Origin of the sequence: Stenotrophomonas sp. 2694 (assembly GCF_040548715.1) — a bacterium.
Classification (GTDB): domain Bacteria; phylum Pseudomonadota; class Gammaproteobacteria; order Xanthomonadales; family Xanthomonadaceae; genus Stenotrophomonas; species Stenotrophomonas indicatrix.
In genome coordinates this window covers 471,212-495,334 of the sequence record NZ_JBEPSG010000001.1, presented here as the reverse complement: position 1 = coordinate 495,334, position 24,123 = coordinate 471,212, and the positions used below count along the sequence as shown (strand labels likewise).

19 protein-coding genes are annotated in these 24,123 nt (G+C 66.3%); 15 read left to right on the top strand and 4 right to left on the bottom strand.

Features of this window, described 5'->3' with window-relative positions:
- The first annotated feature begins 56 nt into the window (after nt 1-56).
- Complete coding sequence (locus tag ABIA73_RS02240; protein ID WP_223495063.1) at nt 57-1,562, top strand: N-acetylmuramoyl-L-alanine amidase family protein; 1,506 nt, start codon at nt 57-59, stop codon at nt 1,560-1,562.
- A gap of 126 nt (nt 1,563-1,688) precedes the next feature.
- Here the strand turns inward: ABIA73_RS02240 and trxB are convergent, their stop codons facing one another.
- Nucleotides 1,689-2,660, bottom strand: a complete 972-nt coding sequence (trxB, locus tag ABIA73_RS02235) for a thioredoxin-disulfide reductase (protein ID WP_025877237.1) — start codon at nt 2,658-2,660, stop codon at nt 1,689-1,691.
- 232 nt (nt 2,661-2,892) lie between these two features.
- Between trxB and ABIA73_RS02230 the strand changes: the two genes are divergently transcribed.
- The 5 genes from ABIA73_RS02230 to ABIA73_RS02210 all read left to right on the top strand — a co-directional run bounded on the left by ABIA73_RS02230 (nt 2,893) and on the right by ABIA73_RS02210 (nt 10,065).
- Nucleotides 2,893-5,256 (top strand): DNA translocase FtsK, encoded by a 2,364-nt coding sequence (locus ABIA73_RS02230; RefSeq protein ID WP_033831062.1) that lies wholly within the window; start codon nt 2,893-2,895, stop codon nt 5,254-5,256.
- Between the two features lie 41 nt (nt 5,257-5,297).
- Nucleotides 5,298-7,238 (top strand): DUF3857 domain-containing protein, encoded by a 1,941-nt coding sequence (locus ABIA73_RS02225; protein WP_354275376.1) that lies wholly within the window; start codon nt 5,298-5,300, stop codon nt 7,236-7,238.
- Between the two features lie 110 nt (nt 7,239-7,348).
- Entirely contained in the window at nt 7,349-7,987 is a 639-nt protein-coding gene (gene lolA / locus ABIA73_RS02220; RefSeq protein WP_032974810.1) for an outer membrane lipoprotein periplasmic chaperone LolA, read from the top strand.
- A 293-nt stretch (nt 7,988-8,280) separates the two neighbouring features.
- Nucleotides 8,281-9,579 carry a replication-associated recombination protein A gene (locus ABIA73_RS02215; protein ID WP_223485498.1) on the top strand — a complete coding sequence of 433 codons (1,299 nt, stop codon included), beginning with the start codon at nt 8,281-8,283 and terminating at the stop codon, nt 9,577-9,579.
- Between the two features lie 84 nt (nt 9,580-9,663).
- On the top strand, nt 9,664-10,065 hold the full coding sequence (locus tag ABIA73_RS02210; RefSeq protein WP_080148804.1) for a DUF805 domain-containing protein: 402 nt from the start codon (nt 9,664-9,666) through the stop codon (nt 10,063-10,065).
- Nucleotides 10,066-10,150: 85 nt separating this feature from the next.
- On the opposite strand, the gene ABIA73_RS02205 is transcribed toward ABIA73_RS02210, so the two are convergent.
- The gene (locus tag ABIA73_RS02205; RefSeq protein ID WP_354275375.1) at nt 10,151-10,525 is read right to left on the bottom strand and encodes a hypothetical protein; all 375 of its coding nucleotides are present in this window, start codon (nt 10,523-10,525) and stop codon (nt 10,151-10,153) included.
- 269 nt (nt 10,526-10,794) lie between these two features.
- Here ABIA73_RS02205 and ABIA73_RS02200 point away from each other — a divergent pair, with 269 nt between their 5' ends.
- From ABIA73_RS02200 to ABIA73_RS02160, 9 genes are all read left to right on the top strand, one after another.
- On the top strand, nt 10,795-11,823 hold the full coding sequence (locus ABIA73_RS02200) for an alpha/beta hydrolase (protein ID WP_354275374.1): 1,029 nt from the start codon (nt 10,795-10,797) through the stop codon (nt 11,821-11,823).
- 121 nt (nt 11,824-11,944) lie between these two features.
- Entirely contained in the window at nt 11,945-13,324 is a 1,380-nt protein-coding gene (locus ABIA73_RS02195; protein ID WP_117310388.1) for a YncE family protein, read from the top strand.
- Nucleotides 13,325-13,374: 50 nt separating this feature from the next.
- Nucleotides 13,375-14,421 carry a heme/hemin ABC transporter substrate-binding protein gene (locus ABIA73_RS02190; RefSeq protein ID WP_140226997.1) on the top strand — a complete coding sequence of 349 codons (1,047 nt, stop codon included), beginning with the start codon at nt 13,375-13,377 and terminating at the stop codon, nt 14,419-14,421.
- Nucleotides 14,418-15,461, top strand: a complete 1,044-nt coding sequence (locus tag ABIA73_RS02185; RefSeq protein ID WP_025877218.1) for a FecCD family ABC transporter permease — start codon at nt 14,418-14,420, stop codon at nt 15,459-15,461. The genes ABIA73_RS02190 and ABIA73_RS02185 overlap by 4 nt, the downstream gene beginning before the upstream one ends.
- Nucleotides 15,458-16,219, top strand: coding sequence for a heme ABC transporter ATP-binding protein (locus tag ABIA73_RS02180; RefSeq protein ID WP_313443680.1), 762 nt, complete (start codon nt 15,458-15,460; stop codon nt 16,217-16,219). Before ABIA73_RS02185 ends, ABIA73_RS02180 begins: the two co-directional genes overlap by 4 nt.
- Before the next feature lie 69 nt (nt 16,220-16,288).
- A complete protein-coding gene (locus ABIA73_RS02175; protein WP_033831072.1) occupies nt 16,289-17,038 on the top strand; it encodes a hypothetical protein in 750 nt (249 codons plus the stop codon).
- A 381-nt stretch (nt 17,039-17,419) separates the two neighbouring features.
- Nucleotides 17,420-19,462, top strand: a complete 2,043-nt coding sequence (gene fusA / locus ABIA73_RS02170) for an elongation factor G (RefSeq protein WP_025877212.1) — start codon at nt 17,420-17,422, stop codon at nt 19,460-19,462.
- Nucleotides 19,463-19,733: 271 nt separating this feature from the next.
- Nucleotides 19,734-20,006, top strand: coding sequence for a hypothetical protein (locus ABIA73_RS02165; protein WP_025877210.1), 273 nt, complete (start codon nt 19,734-19,736; stop codon nt 20,004-20,006).
- A 111-nt stretch (nt 20,007-20,117) separates the two neighbouring features.
- Nucleotides 20,118-20,873 (top strand): SapC family protein, encoded by a 756-nt coding sequence (locus ABIA73_RS02160; RefSeq protein ID WP_025877209.1) that lies wholly within the window; start codon nt 20,118-20,120, stop codon nt 20,871-20,873.
- A gap of 1 nt (nt 20,874) precedes the next feature.
- Here the strand turns inward: ABIA73_RS02160 and ABIA73_RS02155 are convergent, their stop codons facing one another.
- Together ABIA73_RS02155 and ABIA73_RS02150 are read right to left on the bottom strand one after the other, a co-directional pair.
- Nucleotides 20,875-23,202 (bottom strand): ATP-binding protein, encoded by a 2,328-nt coding sequence (locus ABIA73_RS02155; RefSeq protein WP_354275373.1) that lies wholly within the window; start codon nt 23,200-23,202, stop codon nt 20,875-20,877.
- Nucleotides 23,199-23,825 carry a response regulator gene (locus tag ABIA73_RS02150; RefSeq protein WP_033831073.1) on the bottom strand — a complete coding sequence of 209 codons (627 nt, stop codon included), beginning with the start codon at nt 23,823-23,825 and terminating at the stop codon, nt 23,199-23,201. The genes ABIA73_RS02155 and ABIA73_RS02150 overlap by 4 nt, the downstream gene beginning before the upstream one ends.
- Nucleotides 23,826-24,123 lie beyond the last annotated feature (298 nt).

Here is a 24,123-nt window from a genome sequence, read left to right as displayed (position 1 = left end):
CAGGCTGGTGCGTGCCGCAGGAGCGGTGCATTCATTCCGAACAAGGAGTAGTCACGATGAACCGGAAAAATCCCCGAAGAACCCTTTTTGTGCTGCTGGCCCTTCTGGGGGGCGCACTATCACCTGGCCTCGTCCTGGCTGCCGCGCCTCCCGCCGCAGCAGAGCGTGACGCAGGACTCGACATTCTGTTGACCCAGAAGGCGCGTGACATCCTGGAGCGGGTTCGTCTCGTGGATGGGCAGGCGCGGACCCGCCGGGTCGAGGTGTCAGCGGATATCGCCAAGGGTGTTGTGACCGTGGCCTTGGATCGGGCCTTCCTTCCGGCCGATTACGGACCGTCGTTCGAGGATCAGCGAAGCGAGATCAGTTTTGGACTGCTGCATTGGGCCGAGCAGGCGGCGCCGTTCAGTCGTGTCATTTTTCTGTATGACGGGAAAGAGATCGAGCACTACTTTCCTGAGATAAAGGCTGCGGACGATGCGGCGCGGGAGGCGGGGGAGGCGCTGCGGCGGATACGTGGAACACCTGGTTCCGGGATGGCATTCGTAGCAGCCGGGCATGGGTATTTCTACAGCTACAAGGACAACCGGTGGGTGACCTCGAGGGATGAATGGAATGGCGTCTCCGAGGGGCTGTTGACTCCGTCGTACGCCGAGGAACTAAAGGCGGTGATCGAGCAAAGGAGCCAGATGCCTGTCGTCCGTCCGCGCGTTCAGACCATGGGGACGACTCATCCGCCAAGTGGTGAGGAGTGGTGGACCATAGCTGCGCGCTACGCAATTGCGGAGCAGTATCCGGGCGAGACAAAGATATGGAATACGTACGCAGGTAGTGCGCTTTGGGATCGGGAGGAGCGTGAAGACATCAACAGTCGACCGCTTCTCGCAAACCACCACCGGGCTGAGGTGGCGATTCATCTACACAGCAATGGAGAACCCTCGGGGTCCGCGCGAGGCACTCGTGTGATCGTGCAGCCTGGAAGGCCGATGGATGCTGCCCTTGCACAGAGTGTTCTATGTTCGATGAAGGAGCTGATTCACTCGTTACCTGAACATGGGGCATTCACGGTGGCTCCTGCTCCACATGCGCTGGACAAAGGAGAGAATCGAGAGGCGCACATGCCGTCGATCATCGTAGAGACCGCGTTTCACACGAACCCGGATGATGCCAAGGCGCTTCTTGACCCCGTCTTCCGGTCTGCTGCCATGAAGGGCGTTGAGAAAGGCTATCGCTTGTGGGCGACCGGAAAGGCATGCGAGACCTTGGCCCTCGATCCTCTGGCAGATGTACAGATCCCGGTGCGCTCCTCTCGGTTTGTCCCGGTCGCATTCAAGGGCAATCCCCAGTATCCCCTGGTGCTGGAGTTGAGCGTTGCCTCTTGCGTGGGGGGAAACTGTACGCCGTCGGACGAGGAATTCATGGACCCCGGCCAGCCAGTGCAGCTTGAATTGCTCTGCAATGGCGACGGGGTCGGAACCGTTCGCTGGCGGACACGCCTACGCGATGCGGATGGCGTAGTGACGGAGTATCAGGAGTTCAATCAATCCTGCGTCCTGACCTAAGCGGTTTCACAGTGTTGTACTTGCCAGGCATGGCCTGGCGCTACTGAAAACAAAAGGCCGGCGCTCTCGCGTCGGCCTTTTGTCGCAGTCGAGCATGGCTCGACTCTACAGAAGCAGGTTCGCTTCTCAGCTGGCCTTGCCCTGTGCATCCAGGTAACGCTCTGCGTCCAGTGCGGCCATGCAGCCGAAGCCGGCCGAGGTGATCGCCTGGCGATAGTGCTGGTCGGCCACGTCGCCGGCGGCGAACACGCCTTCCACCGAGGTCTGGGTGGCGTTGCCGCCCAGGCCCGAACGGATTTCCAGGTAGCCGTTGTTCATGGTCAGCTGGCCGTCGAACAACTGGGTGTTCGGGTGGTGGCCGATGGCCACGAAGAAGCCGTGGGCATCGATGTCGCGGGTGCTGCCGTCCAGGGTCGACTTCACGCGCACGCCGGTCACGCCGGCCTCGTTGCCCAGCACTTCCTCCACCTGGTGGTGCCAGACGGTTTCGATCTTGCCGGCTTCAACCTTGGCGAACAGCTTGTCCTGCATGATCTTTTCCGCCTTCAGGGTGTCGCGGCGGTGGACCAGGTAGACCTTGCGGGCGATGTTGGACAGGTACAGCGCTTCTTCCACGGCGGTGTTGCCGCCGCCGACCACGACCACGTCCTGGTCACGGTAGAAGAAGCCGTCGCAGGTGGCGCAGGCGGAGACGCCGCGGCCCTTGAACTCGTCTTCGGTCGGGATGCCCAGGTACTTGGCGGTCGCGCCGGTGGAGATGATCAGGGCGTCGCAGGTGTATTCGTGGCTGTCGCCGATCAGCTTGAACGGGCGCTGCGACAGGTCCGCGGTATGGATGTGGTCGAAGATGACCTCGGTCTCGAAGCGCTCTGCGTGGGCCTGCATGCGCGCCATCAGGTCCGGGCCCATCAGGCCATGGGCGTCACCCGGCCAGTTGTCCACTTCGGTGGTGGTCATCAGCTGGCCACCCTGCTGCAGGCCGGTGATGACGACCGGCTTCAGGTTGGCGCGGGCAGCGTAGACGGCAGCGGTCCAACCGGCCGGGCCGGAACCGAGGATGACAAGACGCTGGTGGCGGGAGGGCAGGCTGGTGCTCATGTAGACTCGCGAAAAGGTAGATGGGACAAGGCGCGGCGATGTTTGCACAGCATCCTTGGCTGGTCATAGAGTGGCGGCTGGGGCAGGGCGATTCAAGCCGATGAACAGAACAGCGCCATCCACGGGCGGTTTCAGGCCCCGTCCTCGCTTGTGCGGCAACGGATAACTGAAAACTGACGCCGTCTCGTTTATTATCAAACACTAACAGCGCATTCCAAAGGTATGGTCTAAGGTGGCGAAGCAGGTCCCCGAACGCTCCAAGTCCGACGACAAAAAGGCATCGCGTCGCTCGGCGGCAGCGGCCACGACCGACAACCCACGCCGTCAGCGCCTGTGGCGCGACCTGGGTCTGATCGCCATCGCGCCGGCGCTGCTGTATCTGGCTGCCAGCCTTTTCACCTATTCAGCGACGGACCCGGGCTGGTCACACACCGGCAGCGTGGTTGCGCCGGTACACAACATGGGCGGCCGCGCGGGCGCGTGGATCGCCGACGTGCTGCTGCAGCTGTTCGGCTACATCGCCTTCCTGCTGCCGGTGGTGCTGGGCGCGCTTGCCTGGATCGCGATGTTCGGCCTCAAGCGTGAGAGCAAGGGCGAGAACGATCTGGACCCCGCGTTGCGGCTGGTTGGCCTGGTCGGCTTCCTGATCGCCGGCACCGGTTTCCTGCACGTGCGCTTGTTCAGTGGCGACGTCTCCCATGCAGGCGGCATCCTCGGCAAGCTGGTCGGCAATTCGCTCAGCGTGGGCTTTGGTGCGCTGGGCGCGAACCTGTTCGTGCTGGTGTTGCTGCTGGCCTCGATCACCCTGGCCACGGGCCTGTCGTGGTTCGTGGTGATGGAGAAGATCGGCCGCGGCGTGATGTCGCTGGCACCGTTGCTGGAGCGCAAGAAGGAGCAGGCCACCGAATGGCAGCAGACCCGCGTCCTGCGCGAGGAACGCCAGGAAGTGCGGAAGGCCGATGCCGAAGTGCGCGCCAAGCGCGAGCCGGTGAAGATCGAGCCGCGCCCGGAGCCGGTGATCGAAAAGAGTGACCGGGCCAAGCGCGACAACCAGATCCCGATGTTCCGTGGCGTCAATGGCGACGGCTCGGACCTGCCGCCGCTGGCCCTGCTGGATGATCCCAAGCCGCAACCCGTGGGCTATGACAAGGACACCCTCGACGCGCTGTCGCGGCAGATCGAGTTCAAGCTCAAGGACTTCCGCATCGATGCACAGGTGGTCGGCGCCAACCCCGGCCCGGTCATCACCCGCTTCGAGATCGAGCCGGCGCCGGGCATCAAGGTCAGCCAGATCAGTTCGCTGGACAAGGACATCGCCCGCGGCCTGTCGGTCAAGTCGGTGCGTGTGGTCGATGTGATCCCGGGCAAGTCGGTGATCGGCCTGGAAATCCCCAACGTCACCCGCGAGATGATCTACCTGTCCGAGCTGCTGCGCTCGAAGGAATACGACAAGTCGGCCAGTTCGCTAACTCTTGCGCTGGGCAAGGACATCGCCGGTCGCTCGACCGTGGCCGACCTGGCGCGCATGCCGCACCTGCTGGTGGCCGGTACCACCGGTTCGGGCAAGTCGGTGGCGGTCAACGCGATGGTGCTGAGCCTGCTGTTCAAGGCGTCGCCGAAAGACCTGCGGATGCTGATGATCGACCCGAAGATGCTCGAACTGAGCGTCTACCAGGGCATCCCGCATCTGCTGGCGCCGGTGGTCACCGACATGAAGGAGGCCGCCAACGGCCTGCGCTGGTGCGTGGCCGAGATGGAGCGCCGCTACAAGCTGATGAGCGCGGTGGGCGTGCGCAACCTGGCCGGCTTCAACAAGAAGGTGAAGGACGCCCAGGACGCCGGCCAGCCGATGATGGACCCGCTGTTCAAGCCGAACCCGGAGCTGGGCGAGGCGCCGCGTCCGCTGGAGACGCTGCCGTTCATCGTCATCTTCATCGACGAATTCGCCGACATGATGATGATCGTCGGCAAGAAGGTCGAAGAGCTGATCGCGCGACTGGCGCAGAAGGCACGTGCGGCCGGCATCCACCTGATCCTGGCTACCCAGCGCCCGTCGGTTGACGTCATCACCGGCCTGATCAAGGCCAACATTCCCACCCGCATCGCCTTCCAGGTCAGCTCGAAGATCGATTCGCGCACCATCCTCGACCAGTCCGGCGCCGAGACGCTGCTCGGTCACGGCGACATGCTGTACCTGCCGCCGGGCACGGCGATGCCCGAGCGTGTGCACGGCGCCTTCGTGTCCGATGAGGAAGTGCATCGCGTGGTCGAGCACCTCAAGGCAATGGGGCCGGCCGACTATGTCGACGGCGTGCTGGACGAAGTACAGACGATGGGCGATGGCGTGGTGGTCGGTGCGACCGGCCTGCCGGAGACCAGTTCCGGCGGCGGCGATGAGTCCGACCCGCTGTACGACGAAGCGCTGCGCGTGGTCACCGAGACCCGCCGCGCGTCGATTTCCGGTGTGCAGCGTCGCCTGAAGATCGGCTACAACCGCGCGGCGCGACTGATCGAGGCCATGGAAGCGGCCGGTGTGGTCAGTCCGCCCGAGCACAACGGCGACCGCACGGTGCTGGCACCGCCGCCGCCGAAGTAAGCCAAGCCCTGCCGCACTCCCGACGTCCAAGGAACCGACGCATGCTTCAACCCGTTTCCTGCGCGCTGGCGCTGGCCTGCCTGCTGGCAGCCGGCCCGGCGCTGGCCGACGCCGCCGCGACCGCTGTACCCGCAGTCGCGCCGCCATCCACCGGCGGCGATGCCGAGGCCAGCAACAACTTCAGCTTTGTACGTTATCGCGCCGACTACCAGGTACGCGCCGATGCCGGCAACGTGCAGACTGAAACCTACGAAATCCTGCTCAAGGCCAAGGCAGCGGTGGAGCAGTTCAGCCAGGTGCGGTTGAGCTACAGCGAGAAGATGGAAACGCTGGATGTGGTCAACGCCTATACGCTGACCGCCGACGGCCAGCGCCGCGAAGTGCCGGCCGATCGCATCTACACCCAGGAAAGCTATTCCAGTGCCTCGGCGGCGATGTATGCCGACCGCAAGGTGCGGGTGATCGTGTTCCCGAACCTCGCGCCGGGCACGCGGCTGTTCTACCAGGTGCGCCGGACCCAGCTGACGCCCTATTTCCCGGGCTACTTCGGCCTGTGGGAAACCTTCAATGTGTTCACCCAGTACGACGATGCCGAAGTGACCCTCAGCGCGCCGGCCAATCTGCCCATGTTCGTGGACAGCCGTGGCGTGCAGGGCAGTGACCGGCCGGTGGTGAAGAACGGCCAGGCGCAATGGCGCTGGCGCTACCAGCGCCGCGAGCCGATGCAGGCGCAGAACTGGTCGGCGGCGGTGTGGGAGTTCGGGCCGAACATCATGGCCAGCACCTATCGCGACTGGGCGCAGATGGGCCGCGCCTATCAGCTGAAGGCAGGGCCGGCCGCACAGGTCACCCCGGAGATCCAGGCGCTGGCCGATGAAGTCACCGCCGGCATCAGCGACCGTCGCGCGCAGGCCGATGCGCTGTACCGCTGGGTGGCGCAGAACATCCGCTACGTGGCGGTGTACCTGGGCAATGGCGGCCTGGAGCCGAACAGTGCGCAGAGCATCCTCGACAACCACTATGGCGACTGCAAGGACCACGTAACGATCCTCGAGGCGCTGCTGGCGGCCAAGGGCATCACCAGTTCGCCGGTGCTGATCGGTGCCGGTGGCGGCCCGACGCTGCCGAAGATTCCGCTGCTGGGCCGCTTCAACCACGCCATCACCTACGTGCCCGAGTTCGACCTGTACCTGGATTCGACCAGTGCCTGGGCGCGCTTCGGCCAGCTGCCCGATGGCGACCTCGGTGCGCCGGTGCTGCACACCCGTGATGCCACCCTGGCGCGCACGCCGGCCAATGATCCGCAGCGCAACGCCACGGTGATGGAGGTGCGCTTCACCTTCGACGCGCAGGGCAACTTGCGTGGCGAGACGGTGCCGCAGCTGAGCGACAACGCCGAGATCGGCATGCGCGCGCAGTTCGCCCAGCTCAATGCACAGAACCGGGCGCGCGCTGAAGAATCGATCATGGCCGCGTCCGGTTTCGATGGCCGCGGCCAGCTGCAGCTGCAGGGTGTGCCGGTCGACCTGACCCGGCCGTTTGGCTATCGCATGGCCTTCCAGGCCGAGGACTACGTGGACTTCGATGTGGCCGGCGGCATGGCCGTGCCCGATCCGCCCGGTGGTGAATCGGTACGCGGGCTGTATGCCAGCGCCTCGGCGCCGGACAATGAGACGCCGTTCTACTGCAATGCCAGCCTGCGCGAGGAAACCTATCGCCTGCAGTTCCCGGCCAATGCCCCGATCATCGCGATTCCGCGCAGCCAGCGGTTTGCCAATGCGGCCGGCGAGTACCGGGTCGACTGGAGCCGGCAGGGCCAGGAAGTGACCGTGCATCACCGCCTGCAGCAGAACGCGGTGCGCGGCGCCGAGGCGCTGTGCCAGCCGCAGGACTATGCCGCGTTCCGCGCGCTGTTCCGCGAGGTACGCCGCGGCTTCCGTGGCCAGGTGCTGTACGGCAAGCTGCCGGCCGCTGGCAGCTGAATCGCCGATCAGCGATCAGGGCGTCATAATGGCGTCCTGATCGCCCATTCATCTTTCGCCGGGCACACTGGCACCCAACTTTCCTGGCCGCGCGCCCACAGGATCCCTGCATGAACCTTCGCCTCCGCCGTTTCCTTGCCACCACCACCCTGGCCGTGGCCTGCGCCGCTGCCGGCAGCGCCTGGGCCGGCGCCCGTGATGACCTGAAGACTTTCACCACCGGCCTGAAGGGCCTGGATGGGCAGTTCAGCCAGCAGGTGTTCGACAGCCGTGGCAAGGTCAAGGAATCCACCAGTGGTCGCGTCGCTTTGTCGGCACCGCGCCTGTTCCGTTGGGAATACGTGCGCCCGCACGAGCAGCTGATCGTGGCTGACGGCAAGAAGGTGTGGATGTTCGAGCCGGACCTGGAGCAGGCGACCGTGCGCGAGCAGGGCAAGGAAGAGCAGAACAGCCCGCTGACCGCGCTGATCAACCCGGCACTGCTGGAGCAGCAGTACGACGTGAGCGAAGAGGCCGCTACCCGCGATGGCCTGCAGTGGCTGTCGCTGTCGCCGAAGCGCGAGACCGAAGCCAGCTTCCAGTACGCCGCGCTGGGCTTCAACGCGCAGGGCCTGGCGAAGATGGAAATCACCGACGCCGTGGGCCAGCGCACCGTGATCAGCTTCAGCGGCTGGAAGCGCAACCCCAGCTTCGCGGCCAACACGTTCCGCTTCACCCCGCCGGCCGGTACCGACGTCATCGGCAACTGATCGCGGTCGCCGGGCATGGCCCGGCGCTATCTGCTCTGGTGGGTGTCAACCTTCGCCCTTGGTGGGTGTCAACTGGCACCGCCTTGGTGGGTGTCAACCTTGGTTGACACGCTTTGATCTGCCGGCCAGCGGCCGGCACTACCGATCCTGATCCGCCTCGCAGGGCCCGGCACTACCGCCCCTGGTAGGTGCCAACCTTGGTTGGCACGCTCTCGCGGTACAATGAGCACGTGCCAAGACATCGCTCCACTTCATTCCCCGGCCCCGATCTACTGAGTGTCGATCGGGAACACATGCGCCCGCTGGCCGAGCGCATGCGCCCCCGCACCCTGGATGAGATGGTCGGGCAGAAGCGTCTGCTCGCGCCAGAGAGCGCGTTGCGCCGTGCCGTCGAATCCGGTCGCGTGCATTCGATGATCCTGTGGGGACCGCCCGGCTGCGGTAAGACCACGCTGGCGCTGTTGCTGGCTGAATACTCCGACGCCGAATTCCGTGCCATTTCCGCCGTGCTGTCCGGCCTGCCGGAGGTGCGCCAGGTGCTGGCAGAGGCCGCGCAGCGCTTCGCCGAAGGTCGTCGCACCGTGCTGTTCGTCGATGAAGTGCACCGCTTCAACAAAGCGCAGCAGGATGCGTTCCTGCCGCACATCGAGCGCGGCACCATTCTTTTTGTTGGTGCAACCACCGAGAACCCGTCGTTCGAGTTGAACTCGGCGCTGCTGTCGCGTTGCCGCGTGCACGTGCTGGAAGGTGTTTCGCCAACCGACATCGTCGAAGCGCTGGAACGTGCGCTCGGTGATCGCGAGCGCGGGCTGGGCGAGGAACGCATCGAAGTCGCGCCCGAGCTGCTGCTGGAGATCGCCACCGCCGCTGATGGCGACGTCCGCCGTGCGCTGACCCTGCTGGAAATCGCCGCCGAGCTGGCGGGCGGGGAGGGTGGTCGCATCACCCCGCAGACGCTGACCCAGGTGCTGGCCGACCGCACCCGCCGCTTCGACAAGGGCGGCGAGCAGTTCTACGACCAGATCTCGGCGCTGCACAAGTCCGTGCGCAGCTCCAATCCCGACGCCGCCTTGTACTGGCTCACGCGCATGCTCGACGGCGGCTGTGATCCCTCGTATCTGGCGCGCCGGCTCACCCGCATGGCCATCGAGGACATCGGCCTGGCCGATCCTCGCGCGCAGAGCATGGCGCTGGAAGCGTGGGACATCTACGAGCGGCTCGGCAGCCCGGAAGGCGAGCTCGCCTTCGCGCAGCTGGTGCTGTACCTGGCCAGCACCGCCAAGTCGAATGCCGGCTATGCCGCCTTCAACCAGGCCAAGGCCGATGTGCGCGACAGTGGTACCGAAGAAGTGCCGCTGCACCTGCGCAATGCACCGACCAAGCTGATGAAGGAGCTGGGCTACGGTGCCGAGTATCAGTACGACCACGATGCCGAGGGCGGCATCGCGCTGGACCAGACCGGTTTCCCCGATGCGATGGGCGAGCGGGTGTATTACAACCCGGTGCCGCGCGGGCTGGAGATCAAGTTGAAGGAAAAGCTCGACCGGCTGCGTGCCGAGCGTGAGGCGGCGAGGGCGGCCAAGGGCGCGTAGTCGTCTGCGTGTGGCAAGGCGGCGCATTGCTCCGCCCGCATGCATTTGGCAGACTGCGCGGCTTGTTTTTCAAGGAACGATGCCGTGCAGGAAATGATTCTGCCGTTGAAGCGCTACGCCCAGTTCGAAGGCCGCGCCAACCGCCGCGAGTACTGGATGTTCCAGCTGTTCCTGCTGCTTGCGGGAGCCGCGGTATGCGTGATTGCGCTGACAGTGGCGCTCGTTGCCGGCCTCGTGCTGGACGCTGATTCCAGCTGGATGGCCGGGATCACGATCGGCGCGGTGGCACTGGTGGGTGCGCTCTGGCTGGCCACGATCGTGCCGCTGATCGCGGTGACCGTGCGCCGCCTGCATGACTGCAACCAGTCAGGGTGGCTGTACCTGCTGGCGCTGGTGCCGGGCGGTGGCGTGGTGATCCTGATCTTTGCGCTGCTGCCGGGTACGCCGCAGGACAACCCGTACGGTCCGGTGCCCGCCGGCCCCTGAGTCAACGGGTTTCGGCCCGATGCAACGAAGCCGGCCCAAGGCCGGCTTCGTTGTTTCTGCGCTGCTGTCGGCGGTGCCGAACCGATTACTGCAGAACGCAGTCGCCCAGCGCCAGGTAATCCGATCCCGAACTGAACTGCAGTGTGCAGCTGGCGGTGAAGGTGACGCCTTCCTCCATCGCTGCAAGCTTGGCGTTCTGCTCGTCGTCGGAGGCGGTCAGGCGGGCCAGCACCTGGCCATCCTCATCGCCCGCCTCACGGACCGGCTCGCCCTGCAGGTTGCTGGAGGCGCCCAGGCTCACTGCCGTGAACTGTACGGTCTGGTTGAGCTGTTCCAGCCCGAGGGAGGAATAGCCGGCCTCTTCATAGGCCGAATACAGCCCGGCCAGGCTCGGCGCGGCATGGCCGGCCAGCGGGGCCAGAAGTCCGGCGACGAGTGCGATCAGTGCTTTGTGCTTCAAGGGGTTCTCACAATCATGGGATCCGATCCCATGGTGGTTGTGGAGCTGATGGGCGGGGGCCAGGCAGCCACCCGCAAGGGCGGGGCGATTCCTGCGCCCCGATGGCAGCAAAGTAGAGGAACCCGGACTTCCGGTGCAAGCGCTGGCGTACGCACTGTCGCGCGCGTGATACATAGCGTGACGTTTGATCGATGTGATAATCATTCGCGTTTAAGGTAGACTGCGGTCCCTTGTGAACCGGTGGCCGTGTGCCGCTTTCGCCGTCACTGATGAAGTCTTCCGTCCTGCCTCCGCGCCGCGGCCCGCTGCTGTCCGGCCTGGCCGCCTTGATGATGGGCCTGCTCCTGGCTACCCCGTACGCATACGCGCAGCAACGCAATCCGCTGCAGAAGATGGGCCAGACGGTGCTCGATGCACCGGCGGCCAGCTATCGCTTCGAGCGTTTCGTGATCGACAGCCCCGACCAGCAGCGTCGTTGGCGGGTGAATGTGGCGATTCCGGCCAAGGCCCCCAAGGCGCCATCGCCGGTGCTGTACGCACTGGACGGCAACGCCGTGGCGATGGTGCTGGACCAGCCGCTGCTGGCCGAGCTGGCCGCACGCAAGGCGCCGCCGGTGCTGGTGCTGATCGGCTACGACAACGACCTGCGCATCGATTCGGCGTCGCGTACCCGCGACTACACCGCATGGATCGATCGCGCCGATGATGAAAGCGGCAGGACGCAGGCTGTCGGCGGCGGCGCAGCGGCCTTCCTGGACATGATGGAGCGTCGCATCAAGCCCGAAGTGGAACGCCGCGCCAACATCGATCGCCAGCAGCAGGCCCTGTGGGGCCATTCGCTGGGCGGCCTGTTCGTGCTCAGCAGCCTGTACACCCGTCCGGCCGCCTTCCAGTACTACCTCAGTGCCAGTCCGTCATTGTGGTGGAGCCAGGGTGCGCCGCTGGGTGACATCGAGCAGCAGTTCGTGCAGAACGTGCACGGCCAGCCAGCAAAGGTGTGGCTGATGCTGGGCGGTGCCGAGCGCGTCGGCGACCGTGGCAAGCGCGACATGAGCAATCCGCGCGTGGTCGCGCATCTGCGCCGCATTGGTGGCGCCACTCCGGATGCGGCGATGCAGCTGTCCGAGCGCCTGGGCAAGGTGCCGGGGCTGAGCGTGCAGTATCGCGAGTTCCCAGGCCTGGGCCATGGCCCGATGCTGCCGGCGTCCTTCCACGCGGCGCTGCACGAGCTTTATGGCGTGACCGACCGCAGCGCCGCCGACGGCCCGCCGGCCGGTGGAGACAACGCCGCCGAATGACCCCCTCGCACGGCAGTGCCGTGCGACCCCACTACCCAGGCGGACTGTCGATGTGCAGCGGCCAAGGCAACCGATGAATCCCGCGCCATCAGGCGCGGCCTACGTGTGCAAGGAGCCTTCCATGTCATTCCGTCCGTCTTTCCGCCTCACTTCCCTGGCCGCCGGCCTGCTGCTGGCAGTGACCGCCAGCGCACAGCCGGTGTTCGACCAGCCGGCCAGCGCTACCTTCAAGGGCCAGGTTGTCTCACGCGGTGAGAACGTGGTTCCCGGCAGCACCGCCGATGTCACCGGCCGTGGCTTCGTGCCGGGCCAGCAGGTCAGCCTGCTGCGTGGCGATACCGTGCTCAACAGCCAGCCGGTGGTGGTCGATGCCGATGGCAATTTCAAGACCCAGCTGGCCATTCCGGCCGACGCCGTGCCGGGTACCCATCCGGTGGTGGTGCGCGCCAGCCAGCCGGCCGCCGCAGCCGTGCTGAAGCTGCGTGTGTCGCCGCAGCTGCCGCTGTCGGGCCAGGCGAAGTTCGCCACCCAGTCCAACAAGCTGGTGCCGGGCCTGTACCAGTCGGCCTACAGTGCTGCCAGCAATGCCGTGTTCGTGACCTCGGCCGTCGGCCGCCCGCCGGTCACCCAGTCGCAGCTGCTGAAACTGGACCCGAAGTCGCTGAAGGTGACCAAGGCCATCACCCCGGCGCAGGTGCCGGGTAGCACCAACGGTGCGGTGTTCGCGGTGTATGGCGTGGGCGTCGATGATGCCAATGGCAATGTCTGGGTCAGCAACACCCGCCAGGACACCGTGGCTGTCTATCGCCAGGCGGATCTGTCGCTGGTCCATCAGTTCCCGGTCGGCGCCGTGCCGCACGCCCGCGACGTGGTGGTCGACAGCACGCACGGCAAGGTGTTCGCCTCGGCCGCCGGTGAGGACCATTTGTCGGTGTTCGATGCGAAGACGCTGAAGGCACTGGAGCCGATCACCCTGGCCTCCGGCGTGGATGACGAGAAGTTCGTGCCGATGAGCCTGGTGCTGGATGAGCCCAGCGGCAAACTGTTCACGGTCAGCATCGGTACGCCGGAAGCGGCGGTGATCGATGTGGCCAGCGGCAAGGTCGACAAGGTCATCGATCTGGGCAATTCGATCAGCGCTTCGGGCGTTGCCTTCGATGCCGAGCGCAACCGCCTCTACGTGGCCTCGCAGGGCACCGACAACCTGCTGATCGTCGACGTGGCCAGCGGCAAGGTCGTGCACGACGTGCCGGTCGGCGCCGGTGCACTGAACGTGGCCTTCGATGCGAAGAGTGGCCTGGCCTATGTCACCAATCGCGGTGCCGGCACCGTCACTGCCGTCGACCGTGATGGCAAGGTGGTCGGCAACCTCGATGGCGGCACCTTCCCAAATCACGTCCGCGCCGATGGCAAGGGCAATGTCTTCGCCGTGAACAAGTCGCGTGGCGCTGAAGATCCGAAGGGTGACCGCATCACCCGCATCAGCCTGCGTCAGCTGTAAGCCACAGGGCAGGGCGGCACCCCGCCGCCCTGCCAGCAAGGAGAATCTGCATGAACATCGCTTCCCGCCTGCGCCAGTGCGCGCTCCCGATTGCCGTTTCATTGGTGCTGGCCGCCTGTGGCGACAAAGCGCCGCCGTCTGCCGGCAACCCAGATGCAGCAGCACCGGCGGCCGCCGCCGCCAAGGCGGGAGCACTTCCCGCAGGTTGGCAGCGGGTGGCAGGCAGCGACGTGCCGACACTGCCGGGGCAGCAGGCGGTGCTGCCGAGCAAGGTGCACTCCGACGATGGCGCCGATGTGGAGGTGGATGACAGCAGCCGGATCATTGCCGGCGGTGACGACATCATCGCGGTGATCGAGGCGCTGGGCCTGGGCAAGCAGGTGTTCGCCGCGCCGACCAACACCACCACCGAGGCAGGCCTGGCCGCACCGCACCAGTTCCTGTTCAACCGCACGACCGGCGTGGAGGGGGTTCTCAGCCTGCAGGGGTCGCTGTTCATCGGCAACAGCCTGCGTCGCCACACCGAACTGGCAAAGAAGCTGCGCGAAGTGGGCGAGCCTGCAGTGGTGATCGATGACCTGCAGCCGGCGCCGGACAAGGTGCGCAAGATCGCCGCCGTGCTCGGTGTGGCCGACGCAGGGCAGACCCTGGCCACGCAGGTGCAGCGCCAGCTGGATGAGGCCGCCGCGATCGGCAAGGGCCTGGCGCATGCGCCGCGGGTGATCCATGTGTCGGCGACGGGAGCGGGCGGCTCGCCCACCGTGGCCGGTGCCGACAGCGCATCGGCCAAGCTGATCGCCCTGGCCGGCGGCCTGAACATCGGCACCGAGGCCGGCGTGGCCAACTATTCGCAGCTGAGCAACGAAGGCGTGGTCGCGGCAGCGCCGGACGTGATCCTGGTGACCGAGCACGACCTGCAGCTGTTCGGTGGTGCCGAAGGCCTGTGGAAGGCCTACCCGACGCTGAAGCAGACCCCGGCCGGACAGGCCAACCGGGTCTGGGTGATGCCGGATGCGCAGTTGAAGTACGCCAGCATCGGTTCCGGTGCGGGTGCATTGGCCCTGGCGCAGGCGCTGGCGGCGCTGCCGAAGGCATGAGCCCTGCGGATCGACGCCGCCGTCGCGGGCGGACGATGTTGTTGATTGCGCTGCTCGCGCTGCTGGGCGCGGTGCTGGCATCGTTCGCAGTGGGGCCGCTGCGCTTGCCGCCGCTGGAAGTGATGCAGGCGCTGGCGGTGAAGCTGGGCCTGCTGGATCCGCAATCGGTCAGCAGCCGTGACCTGGCCGTGGTCTGGCAGCTGCGCATTCCGCGTGCATTGCTGGGGGCGATGGTCGGCGCGGCGCTGGCGATGGCCGGTGCCAGCCTGCAGGGACTGTTCGGCAATCCGCTGGCCGATCCGGGCATCGTCGGTGTCAGCCAGGGCGCCGCGCTGGGTGCCGTGGCGGCGATCGTGCTGGGCGCTGCGGGTGCAGCCGGCTGGCTGGTGCCGGTGGCGGCCTTCGGCGGCGGTGCCGCCGCGATCGGGCTGACCTACGCGCTGGCGCGGCCGGGCAAGGGCAGTGGCAATGCCACGCTGTTGCTGGTGGGCATTGCGATGGCCGCGTTCTGTTCGGCACTGATCGGCTTCCTGACCTACATCGCCAACGAAAGCGAGCTGCAATCGCTGGTGTTCTGGCAGATGGGCTCGCTGGCGCGCGCGAACTGGGCCGACGTGGTGGCGGTGCTGCCGCTGTTCGCCATCGGCGCGTTCGCACTGCATCGCTTGGCCACGCCGCTGGACATGCTGGCGCTCGGCGAGCGCCAGGCACAGCATCTGGGGCTGGACGTGGCGCGCACACGGCGCCTGCTGGTGGCCTTCAGTGCGCTGCTGGTCGGCGCGGCGGTAGCGTTCGCCGGCTCGATCAGTTTCGTCGGCTTGGTGGTGCCGCACGTGGCGCGCCTGCTGGTTGGCCCTGGCCACCGCTGGCTGCTGCCGTTGTCGGGTCTGCTGGGTGCACTGCTGATCGTGGTGGCCGACACTGCGGCGCGCACCCTGGACCCGCCTGCCGAGATTCCGCTGGGCCTGTTCTCCGCCGCACTGGGCGCGCCGTTCTTCCTCTGGCTGGTGCTGCAGCAGCGCCGCAAGGCGGCCGCATGAGCGCCTTCCTGCAACTGCGCGACGTGGTGGTGCGTCGCCAGCAGCGCGAGATCCTGCATGGCATCACCCTCGCATTCGAGCCGGGCACGGTAACGGCGCTGGTGGGGCCCAACGGTGCCGGCAAGTCGACCCTGCTGGGGGTGGCGGCTGGCGATCTGCGTGCCGACGGTGGCGATGTGCAGCTGCATGGACGTCCGCTGCGCGACTACAGGGCTGGGCCGCTTGCACGCGAACGTGCGGTGATGCCGCAGGAGCACGGCGTGCGCTTCGCCTTCAGCGTGGAGGAAGTGGTGGCGATGGGGCGCCTGCCGCACCCGCCGGATCCGCAGGTGGATGAGGCTCAGGTGGAGCGGGCGATCAATGCTGCCGAACTGCAGGCGCTGCGCCTGCGCGAAGTGCAGCAGTTGTCCGGCGGCGAATCGGCGCGCACCACGTTCGCGCGCGTGCTGGCACAGGACACGCCGTTGCTGCTGCTGGATGAGCCTACGGCTGCCTTGGATCTGCGCCACCAGGAGCGCACCCTGCGCAGCGTACGTGCCTGCGCCGAAGCCGGCGCGTGCGTGATCGTGGTGCTGCATGACCTCAACCTGGCGGCCGGATACTCCGATCGCATCGTATTGCTGGAGCAGGGCAGGGTGGCCGCTGACGGCACGCCTTCGCACGTGCTGACCGAGGGCAACCTGCAGCGTGTCTACCAGCAGGACGTGGTGGTGCTGCAGCATCCGCGACGCGGTGTGCCGTTGGTTGTGGTGACCTGATGCAGTAAAGCTTCCTTGCGCAGCGCGACGTATCATTGTCGGTTCGTTTTTCTCAACGGAATGACCCCCATGAACTACATCCTCCCGCGCGCGACACTGCTGGCTTCGATCATTGCTGCATCGTGCACGGCGCACGCCGCTCCCGTCCGCACGGTTGTGCTGGACAAGGTGGCTGACCAGGCGACCTCGATCGAAATCCGCCATGCGAAGGGCGCCGGCGCCGCCTCCGATCTTTTCACCACGCACTACTACACCGGTGGCGCGATGCTGATGGCCTGGGGCAATCAAAGCGTGCTGCTGCTCTGCAAGAAGTCGGCGTATCTGAAGCTGCCGGGCATGAAGCCTGCGGCCAGCGAACTGCCGCTGGAGAAGCGGCAGATGATCGGCTACGAAGCGATGATGGCCGGCTACGGCAGCCTCGCTTCGATCAGTGGACTGGTGGATGGCAAGATCGAGGTGGCCGATGACGGCAGTGAAGTGCGCCGCCAGGCCGAGCGGTCGTGGGCCTACGGCGTTGAGCGTTACGACGTGATCAGCCAGCGCATGCCCAATGGTGCGCTGCGCGTGCGCGCACTGAAGACCGCCACGGTGAACAACGCAAAGCCGTCCAAGCCGGGCGACACCTTCAGCACCGATGACGACCAGGCTGCCCGCCTGAGCGAGCTCGGTGCGGTGGGCGCCTGGACTGAAGTGACCATCCACGACACGCCTCGTCGAGGGGAGATCAATGCCGGCTTCCCGCTGAAGGACTGGGTGTCGGTGACGGGGGATCACGCCGCGACGGTGGGTGAGGCGCGGCGGATCAATGGGTGCGAATGATCGTTCCTGGGTGATTGCTGCCCCGTTGCGCCTCATCGTTCCATCCATGTGCGCAATATTCACTTGCGCGCCAGATTGACAGGTCTAGAATGCGCCGCATGAACCGGATGCCGCTCCTGAAGTTTTTCACCCTGACCCGCGCAAGCGCGGAACGGGCGTGTCTGCCTGGAGCCCTACGAGGCCGCTGATCGCGGCTTTCGCTGGACCATCCACAGAGCGCCCTCCGGGGCGCTCTTTTCGTTTCCGTCCCCATCCCTCAACCCGCGCCACCGCAAGGAGAACGTGCCATGCACCAGATCGCCGAGACCGAACGCTAGCCGCACACGCCGTTGCCAACCGGCGTGTGCGGCCCCCGAAGTTGGCCCAGCAGGAACCTCTCTCATGAACACCAACACCCAGACTCTGTCGCGTCTTCGCAACCTCGGCATCATTGCCCACATCGACGCTGGCAAAACCACCCTTACCGAACGCCTTCTGTGGAAGACCGGCGAGATCCACCGCGTCGGCGAAGTGCATGACGGCAACGCGACCACCGACTTCTCGGCGATCGAGCGCGAACGTGGCATCACCATCGGTGCGGCCGCCGTGCACGCACAGTGGGCGCCACGCGATCTGCCGCTGCACCAGCTGACCCTGATCGACACGCCCGGCCACATCGACTTCGCCATCGAGGTCGAGCGCTCGCTGCGCGTGCTCGACGGTGCCGTGGCCGTGTTTTCGGCCGTGGACGGCGTGCAGCCGCAATCGGAAACCGTGTGGCGCCAGGCGCGCCGGCATGGCGTGCCGTTGATTGCGTTCGTCAACAAGATGGATCGCATCGGTGCCTCGTTCGAGCGCGTGCTGGAGCAGCTGCAGGACAAGCTGCGGGCGCGACCGTGGGCGCTGGGCGTGCCGCTGGGCAGTGAGGGCGACTTCCACGGCTGGGTCGACCTGGTCGATGGCCGCGTACTGCAGTGGCAGGACGCAGGCGCGGCGACGGTGACGGCATGGAGCGAAGCCGAGCGCGCGCAGTGGCAACCGCAGCGCAATGCGCTGGTCGAAGCCGTGGCCGACCATGATGATGTGCTGGCAACGGCATGGCTGGAAGGCCGTGACATCGACGCGGCGACGCTGCGCGCAGCGATCCGTCGCGCGACGCTGGCGGGCGCCGGCGTACCGGTGCTGGCGGGTGCTGCCTTCAAGGACAAGGGCATCGAAACGCTGCTGGATGCGGTGGTCGATTACCTGCCGTCGCCGCTGGATCGTCCTGCGGTCACTGCCGAAGGCGAGGGCGGCGACGTCCTGCTGCCGCCGGATCCGGACGGTCCGCTGGCTGGCCTGCTGTTCAAGATCACCCACCAGCAGCACGGTGCGTTGAGCTTCGTGCGGCTGTACTCGGGCACCTTGAAGGTCGGCGACAACGTGGCCAGCTCGCAGCACCCGCAAGGGCGTCGCATCAGCCGGCTGGTGCGCGTGCAGGCCGACCAGACCCAGGACATCGGGCAGGCCGTGGCCGGCGACATCGTGGCGGTGCTGGGCTGGAAGGATGCGGTCAGCGGTGAAACGCTGAGCGGGCGAGGGCAGCCGCTGCGCCTGGAGAGCATCCAGGCACAGGCCCCGGTACTGGCCTGGCGGTTGGAGCCGGCACGTGCGGCCGACCTGATCCGGCTGGCGCAGGGCTTGGCAAGCCTGGCCCAGGAAGATCCCTCGTTCCGGGTGGAAACCGATCGCGAGACCGGTGAAACCCTGGCCTGGGGCATGGGCGAGCTGCACCTGGAGGTGATGGTCGAGCGGCTGCGCAGCGAATGGAAGCTGGACATCGGCATTGGCGCGCCGCGTGTGGCTTACCAGGAAACGCCGCAGCGTGCCGTGGAAGGCGTCGTGGGCCGCCTGGTCAAGCAGACCGGTGGCCAGGGCCAGTTCGCGCACGTGGTGCTGGATGTGGTGCCGCGCGACGACGGCGAGGTCGTGTTCAATGACCGCATCGTCGGTGGCGTGGTGCCGCGCAACTTCATCGCTGCGGTGGAGAAGGGCGTTCGTGCCGCGCTGTCGGAAGGCCCGCAGGGCCATCCGGTGGTCGGCATCGAAGTCAGCCTGGTGGATGGCCAGACCCACGCGAAGGATTCGTCGGAGATGGCGTTCCATCGGGCCGGCAGCGAGGGCATCAAGGCCGCGTTGGCGGCCAGCGGTACGCAGCTGCTGGAGCCGGTGATGGCGGTGACGGTGCATTCGCCGTCCGCCTCGGTGGGGGACGTGGTGGGTGATCTGAATCGCCGCCATGGACGCGTTGCCCGCATCGACGACCAGGACGGTCGCGCCGAAGTCAGCGGATTCGCGCCGTTGGCGCAGCTGGTCGGGTATACGACCTCGCTGCGTTCGCTGAGCCAGGGACGGGCCAGCAGCGAATCGCACCTGCATGGCTACGAGCCGGTGCGTGCAGCGTAAGGTGGATGCAGGGAGCCCGTTCGCGGGCTCCCTTTTTTTGTGTTGGCGAGGGGTCATCCACGCGTGACGTGGATCTACCGACCTTTGCATTGGCGGGGGTCTATCCACGCATGGCGTGGATCTACTTCCCACGCCAGGCGTGGATGGGTGCCATCCGTGCGTCACGTGCCTGCATTGCATTGCAACAAAACTGCAGAAAAAGCTGGATTAAAGTGATGCCTCACGATAAATTGCGCACCCCCCGTTGCTTGCCGCCGCCCGCACCCTGCCCATGCGTGATGACAATGATCCCGGAACCCTGGAGCTGACCCTGCCGCGCAAACGCGGTCGGCCGCCCAAGTTCGGGTACGCAATGAGCGACGCACAGCGGGCTGCACGCTATCGGGCACGGCGCGCTGGCCAGGCCAACCACGCCGATGTGCGGCATTGCAGCGACATGGTCCTGCTGGACAAGATCCGCGCGGCGGTCAGTGCGCGCGACACCGAACTGGCTGGCTTTCTGGTCCACGTACTGTGGCAGCGCTACCCATTGCAGTTGAAATAAGTCGGCCGCGGGGTGGCCGTTGTCACCTGCCTTGTTGATAATGCGGGATTCAGGTTGTTCCCGCTGGCGCGCCCGGGATGGCAGGCGCGCATGATCGACATGGTTTCCACGATGACCACCACCAGCGACACCACCACCGAAGCTGCGCCGAGCAGCGCGCCCCTGTTCTACACCCGCCCGGTGCCGCTGCAGGCAGACCTGCACGCCGATCTGCGCATCCTGCCGGGCAAGCTCGAGTTCGCTGCCAGCAGCAACTCCATCCCGCTGGTGCTGGGCGAATTCTCGCTGGCGCTGCACCACTTCCCGATCCTGTTCGCAGGCCCGAGCGCGGTGCCGATGGCCGCCGTGGGTGTGACCACCGACAACCTGTTCATCACCGATGGCCTGTGGGACGACGAGACCTACATCCCGGCCTACCTGCGCCGCCATCCCTTCATCTTCATCGACACCGGCGCGGACAATGACTTCCTGCTCGGCATCGACGAAGACAGCCCGCGCATCGTCCGTGGCGGCGAAGAAGGCCAGCCGCTGTTCGTCGATGGCAAGGCCACCGAGATGGTGCAGCAGGCGCTTGAGTTCTGCGGCCAGTTCACCCGCGAGCACGAACAGACCCAGGCCTTCTCCAAGGCACTGGTCGACAACGGCCTGCTGGTCGAGCGCAATGCAACCGTGCGCCTGCCCGATGGTCGCGAGTTCAACCTCAACGGCTTCTTCGTGGTCGACGTCGAGAAGTTCATTGCGCTGCCGGATGCGACCGTCATCGAATGGCACCGCAACGGCTGGTTGGCGCTGATCCATCAGCACCTGATGTCGCTGGGTCGCTTCAACGACCTGACCCGCCGCCAGGCAGGCCGCAACGCCGCCTGATTCAGGGCGACGGCGCGGCTCCCGCACCCCGGGAGCCGCGCCACGTCTGCAGCTCGGCCAGCAGCTGGCGCGCATCGTCCCAGCCGGGCGGCACGCGATCGCCCAGCTCCCATAGTTCGCCGGCGCGTGCATCCATGCCGCCCGCGTTGAGCATCTGCAGCACGCCCTGCAGGCGATGCGCATGATGGCGCAGCTGGGCGGCATCGCAACGAGCGATCGCTTCGTGCAGGCATTGCAGCTCGCGATCGATATCTTCTTCGTAGGCGGCCACCAGTTCTCGGGCAGTGCTTTCGAAGGCACGGTCGGGCACAGCCTGGTCCAGCGCCTGCAGCAGCGCATCGGCCTGCAACGGCTTGAGCAATACCGCGTCGATGCCGGCGACCTGGCAGCGCATCGTGTGATCGCCGCCAGTGAAGGCGGAAAGCGCGATCAGCCGGGCGCGCGGCGCGCCTTCTGCCTCATGCAGCCGCAATTGCCGGGCCAGCGCGCAGCCATCCATTCCCGGCAGACCGATGTCCAGTATCACCAGCGGGCAGGGCGCCTGCATCTGGGCCGCCAAGGCCTCTTCGGCATTGGCAGCCTCCTGCACCGTCGCGCCCCAGCGCCGCAGCTGGGCGGCAATGACCTGTCGGGTCAGCGCGTGATCCTCCACCAGCAGGATGCGCGTGCCGGCCAGCCGGGGCAGGGCGGACGCAGCGGCAGTGGCCGGCGCATCTTCCTGCACCTGCTGCACGGGCAGGCGAAGAATGAAGCGGCTGCCACGGCCATGCACGCTATGGACATCCAGAGTGCCGCCCATGGCCTCGGCCAACGTGCGACAGATGGAAAGGCCCAGGCCGCTGCCGCCGCGCTGCCTGCCTGCATCGGCCTGCCGGAAGGGCTCGAACAGGGCGCTCATCTGCGCTGGCGCGATGCCGATGCCACTGTCGATGACCTCTATCAACAGTGATGCGTTCTTCGTGGGCGCATCCAGCTGCAGGCGCAGTTCAACGCCGCCTACGTCGGTGAACTTGACGGCATTGCCGAGCAGGTTGTCGAGCAGCTGGCGCAGGCAGTCCGGGTCCGTTGCCAGCATCGGGAACGGCGCCTGCGGTGCGCAGAGCTGCAGGCTGAGCGCCTTCTTCTGCGCGAAGGGCGTAATGGCCTGCAGCGCCTGCGTGCAGATCGCAGGGACGTTGCAGGGCACCCGCTTTGGCCGGAAAGTGCCGCTGGCCAGGCGGGAGAAGTCCAGCGTGCGGTTGAGCAATCCGCGCAATGTCTGGCTGGCGGTGGCCGCAGCGGCTACCAGTTCGCGTTGCCCGGCTGGCAGTGGCGCCTGGCCCAGCAGGTCGATCGACGCCATGACGGCCTGGGCGGAATTGCGCACCTCATGGCTGATCATCCCCGTCATCTGCGCCTGCCTCTGATCAAGACCCTGCTGCTGGCGCAGCCTGCGTGCAGCCAGCAACGGGAGTGCCAGCAGCAGGGCTGCGGCTGGCAACAGCCAGAGCACGGTGCCATCGAGGCCTTCGCGCACCTTCTGGCCGAGCGCGGCCGGCAGCGTCTGCCGTGCCCAGCGCTGCAGCAACTGGGCATGCTCTTCGATGGTGATGTCATCCAGTGCCGCCTCGATACGATCCAGCAGCGCCTGGTCTTCGCGCCGGGCAAGCAGATGCAGCTGGGTCGAAAGATCGGCATCCACTGTCTGCAACCGCAGGCTGTGGGAGAAGTGACGTCGTGCTATCGCACCTGCAGTGGATTCCAGCCCGATCGCAACGTCGGCAATGCCGGCATCCACGGCAGCCAATGCCGCCCGCATGCTGGGGTGCGGCAGCACGGGCACCGCAGGGTGGTGCTGTGCCAGCCACACAGGGTAGGGGCCCCCTTCAACAGCAGCGATGCGCAGCGTGCCGAGATCGGCAACCCGCCGCGGCAAGCGCTCGCCAATGCGGCCGGCAAGCACGCTGGCACCGCCAGGAAAACTGCGCGAGGGCGCCAGGCTGGGGCAGGGCAGGCGTGCCCCAGCGTCAGCACCCATCGCCAGCACAAGATCGGCCCGCCCCTCACAGACGGCGGTCATCGCGGCGAGGGTGCTGGAAAAAGGGACTTCGACGAAGGTCAGGCCGGAATGGCGGGCCACGAGCGCGGCATAGCCATGCGCCAGCGTCTGCAGCACCTCGGGGTCGGCAGCATCTTCGGGCACAGGGTGCAGCGTGGGGGCCGCGGCCACCCGGACCACGCGCCCCGCTGTCCATTTTCCGTGCTGGATGTCGCCTGCGGACGTACAGGGAAGCAGGGTAAACAGTGCCAGCAGCATGAACCTGCGGCCACGCTTGAACAGCGCGGTCACAGTGCCTCCAACTGCTGCCGTATCGCGAAGATCTCCGCGTCATTGCGCAACCCCAGCTTGCGCAGCGCGGCAATCTTCTGCGTGCTGACGGTCTTGATGCTGCGGTGGCGATGCAGGGCAATCTCCGAGACGGTCAACCCATCCAGGACCAGCCGGATGACCTCGCGCTCGTTGCGGCTAAGTGCATCGCAGGGCGTCAGCAGCTTGCACGACGGCGGAATGCGGCAGAGCCCTTGGGACACGCGTACGACCGCGTCGGATAGTTCAATCAACGGCTCGGATTTGCCGACAAAGCCGCTGATTCCGGCATCCAACAGGTGGTTGATGATCGCCACCGAGGTCTGTCCGGCAAAACCCAGCAGCGTTACCCGCGGCAGTGCCTGCCGCAGGTGCTCGACGAGCTCGGTGCCGCTGATATCACCGGGCGCCAGGGTGATGTCGATGATGGCCACATCGGCATGACGCTGCTGCAGCGCCTGCACGAACGCCTGGCTGTCACTGTGGCTGGCGACGATCTCGAAGCGGCTGTCGTTGCCCAGGTGGAAGGCCGTGCCGCGGCGGACGACGTCATGGTCATCAAGCAGGGCCAGGCGAAGCCGGCGCGGTGCAGGGAATCCGTTCATGCGCAGGAGTGTTGTCAGCGCCCAGTGGCGTGGCACTCATTCTGGCGCCGCTGTCGCGTCGAGCATCGAAAACATTCGATTTTTGAGACTTTTCCTAGAGTGGAAGTAGGAGAAGTTGGAGGTTTGTGTCGGGATCTGCACAGCGTGGGTGCAGCGAAGTAGCCTGTTGCGTCTGATGATTTTTGAATCGCGTTTACAGGGGGCGCGCGGACAGCGTGCGCTGCGCAAGTCGAGTGCGGGCTCCGCTGGCGAGATGCCAGCGTCCACGCTCCGGTCAAGGACGGGTCCAATCACGAGA

Bases quoted from the DNA above. Each gene is read 5' to 3' on its own strand.
- ABIA73_RS02240 (WP_223495063.1), top strand. From the start codon at position 57: ATGAACCGGAAAAATCCCCGAAGAACCCTTTTTGTGCTGCTGGCCCTT.
- trxB (WP_025877237.1), bottom strand. From the start codon at position 2,660: ATGAGCACCAGCCTGCCCTCCCGCCACCAGCGTCTTGTCATCCTCGGT.
- ABIA73_RS02225 (WP_354275376.1), top strand. From the start codon at position 5,298: ATGCTTCAACCCGTTTCCTGCGCGCTGGCGCTGGCCTGCCTGCTGGCA.
- lolA (WP_032974810.1), top strand. From the start codon at position 7,349: ATGAACCTTCGCCTCCGCCGTTTCCTTGCCACCACCACCCTGGCCGTG.
- ABIA73_RS02215 (WP_223485498.1), top strand. From the start codon at position 8,281: ATGCGCCCGCTGGCCGAGCGCATGCGCCCCCGCACCCTGGATGAGATG.
- ABIA73_RS02200 (WP_354275374.1), top strand. From the start codon at position 10,795: ATGAAGTCTTCCGTCCTGCCTCCGCGCCGCGGCCCGCTGCTGTCCGGC.
- ABIA73_RS02195 (WP_117310388.1), top strand. From the start codon at position 11,945: ATGTCATTCCGTCCGTCTTTCCGCCTCACTTCCCTGGCCGCCGGCCTG.
- ABIA73_RS02190 (WP_140226997.1), top strand. From the start codon at position 13,375: ATGAACATCGCTTCCCGCCTGCGCCAGTGCGCGCTCCCGATTGCCGTT.
- ABIA73_RS02185 (WP_025877218.1), top strand. From the start codon at position 14,418: ATGAGCCCTGCGGATCGACGCCGCCGTCGCGGGCGGACGATGTTGTTG.
- ABIA73_RS02180 (WP_313443680.1), top strand. From the start codon at position 15,458: ATGAGCGCCTTCCTGCAACTGCGCGACGTGGTGGTGCGTCGCCAGCAG.
- ABIA73_RS02175 (WP_033831072.1), top strand. From the start codon at position 16,289: ATGAACTACATCCTCCCGCGCGCGACACTGCTGGCTTCGATCATTGCT.
- fusA (WP_025877212.1), top strand. From the start codon at position 17,420: ATGAACACCAACACCCAGACTCTGTCGCGTCTTCGCAACCTCGGCATC.
- ABIA73_RS02165 (WP_025877210.1), top strand. From the start codon at position 19,734: ATGCGTGATGACAATGATCCCGGAACCCTGGAGCTGACCCTGCCGCGC.
- ABIA73_RS02160 (WP_025877209.1), top strand. From the start codon at position 20,118: ATGACCACCACCAGCGACACCACCACCGAAGCTGCGCCGAGCAGCGCG.
- ABIA73_RS02150 (WP_033831073.1), bottom strand. From the start codon at position 23,825: ATGAACGGATTCCCTGCACCGCGCCGGCTTCGCCTGGCCCTGCTTGAT.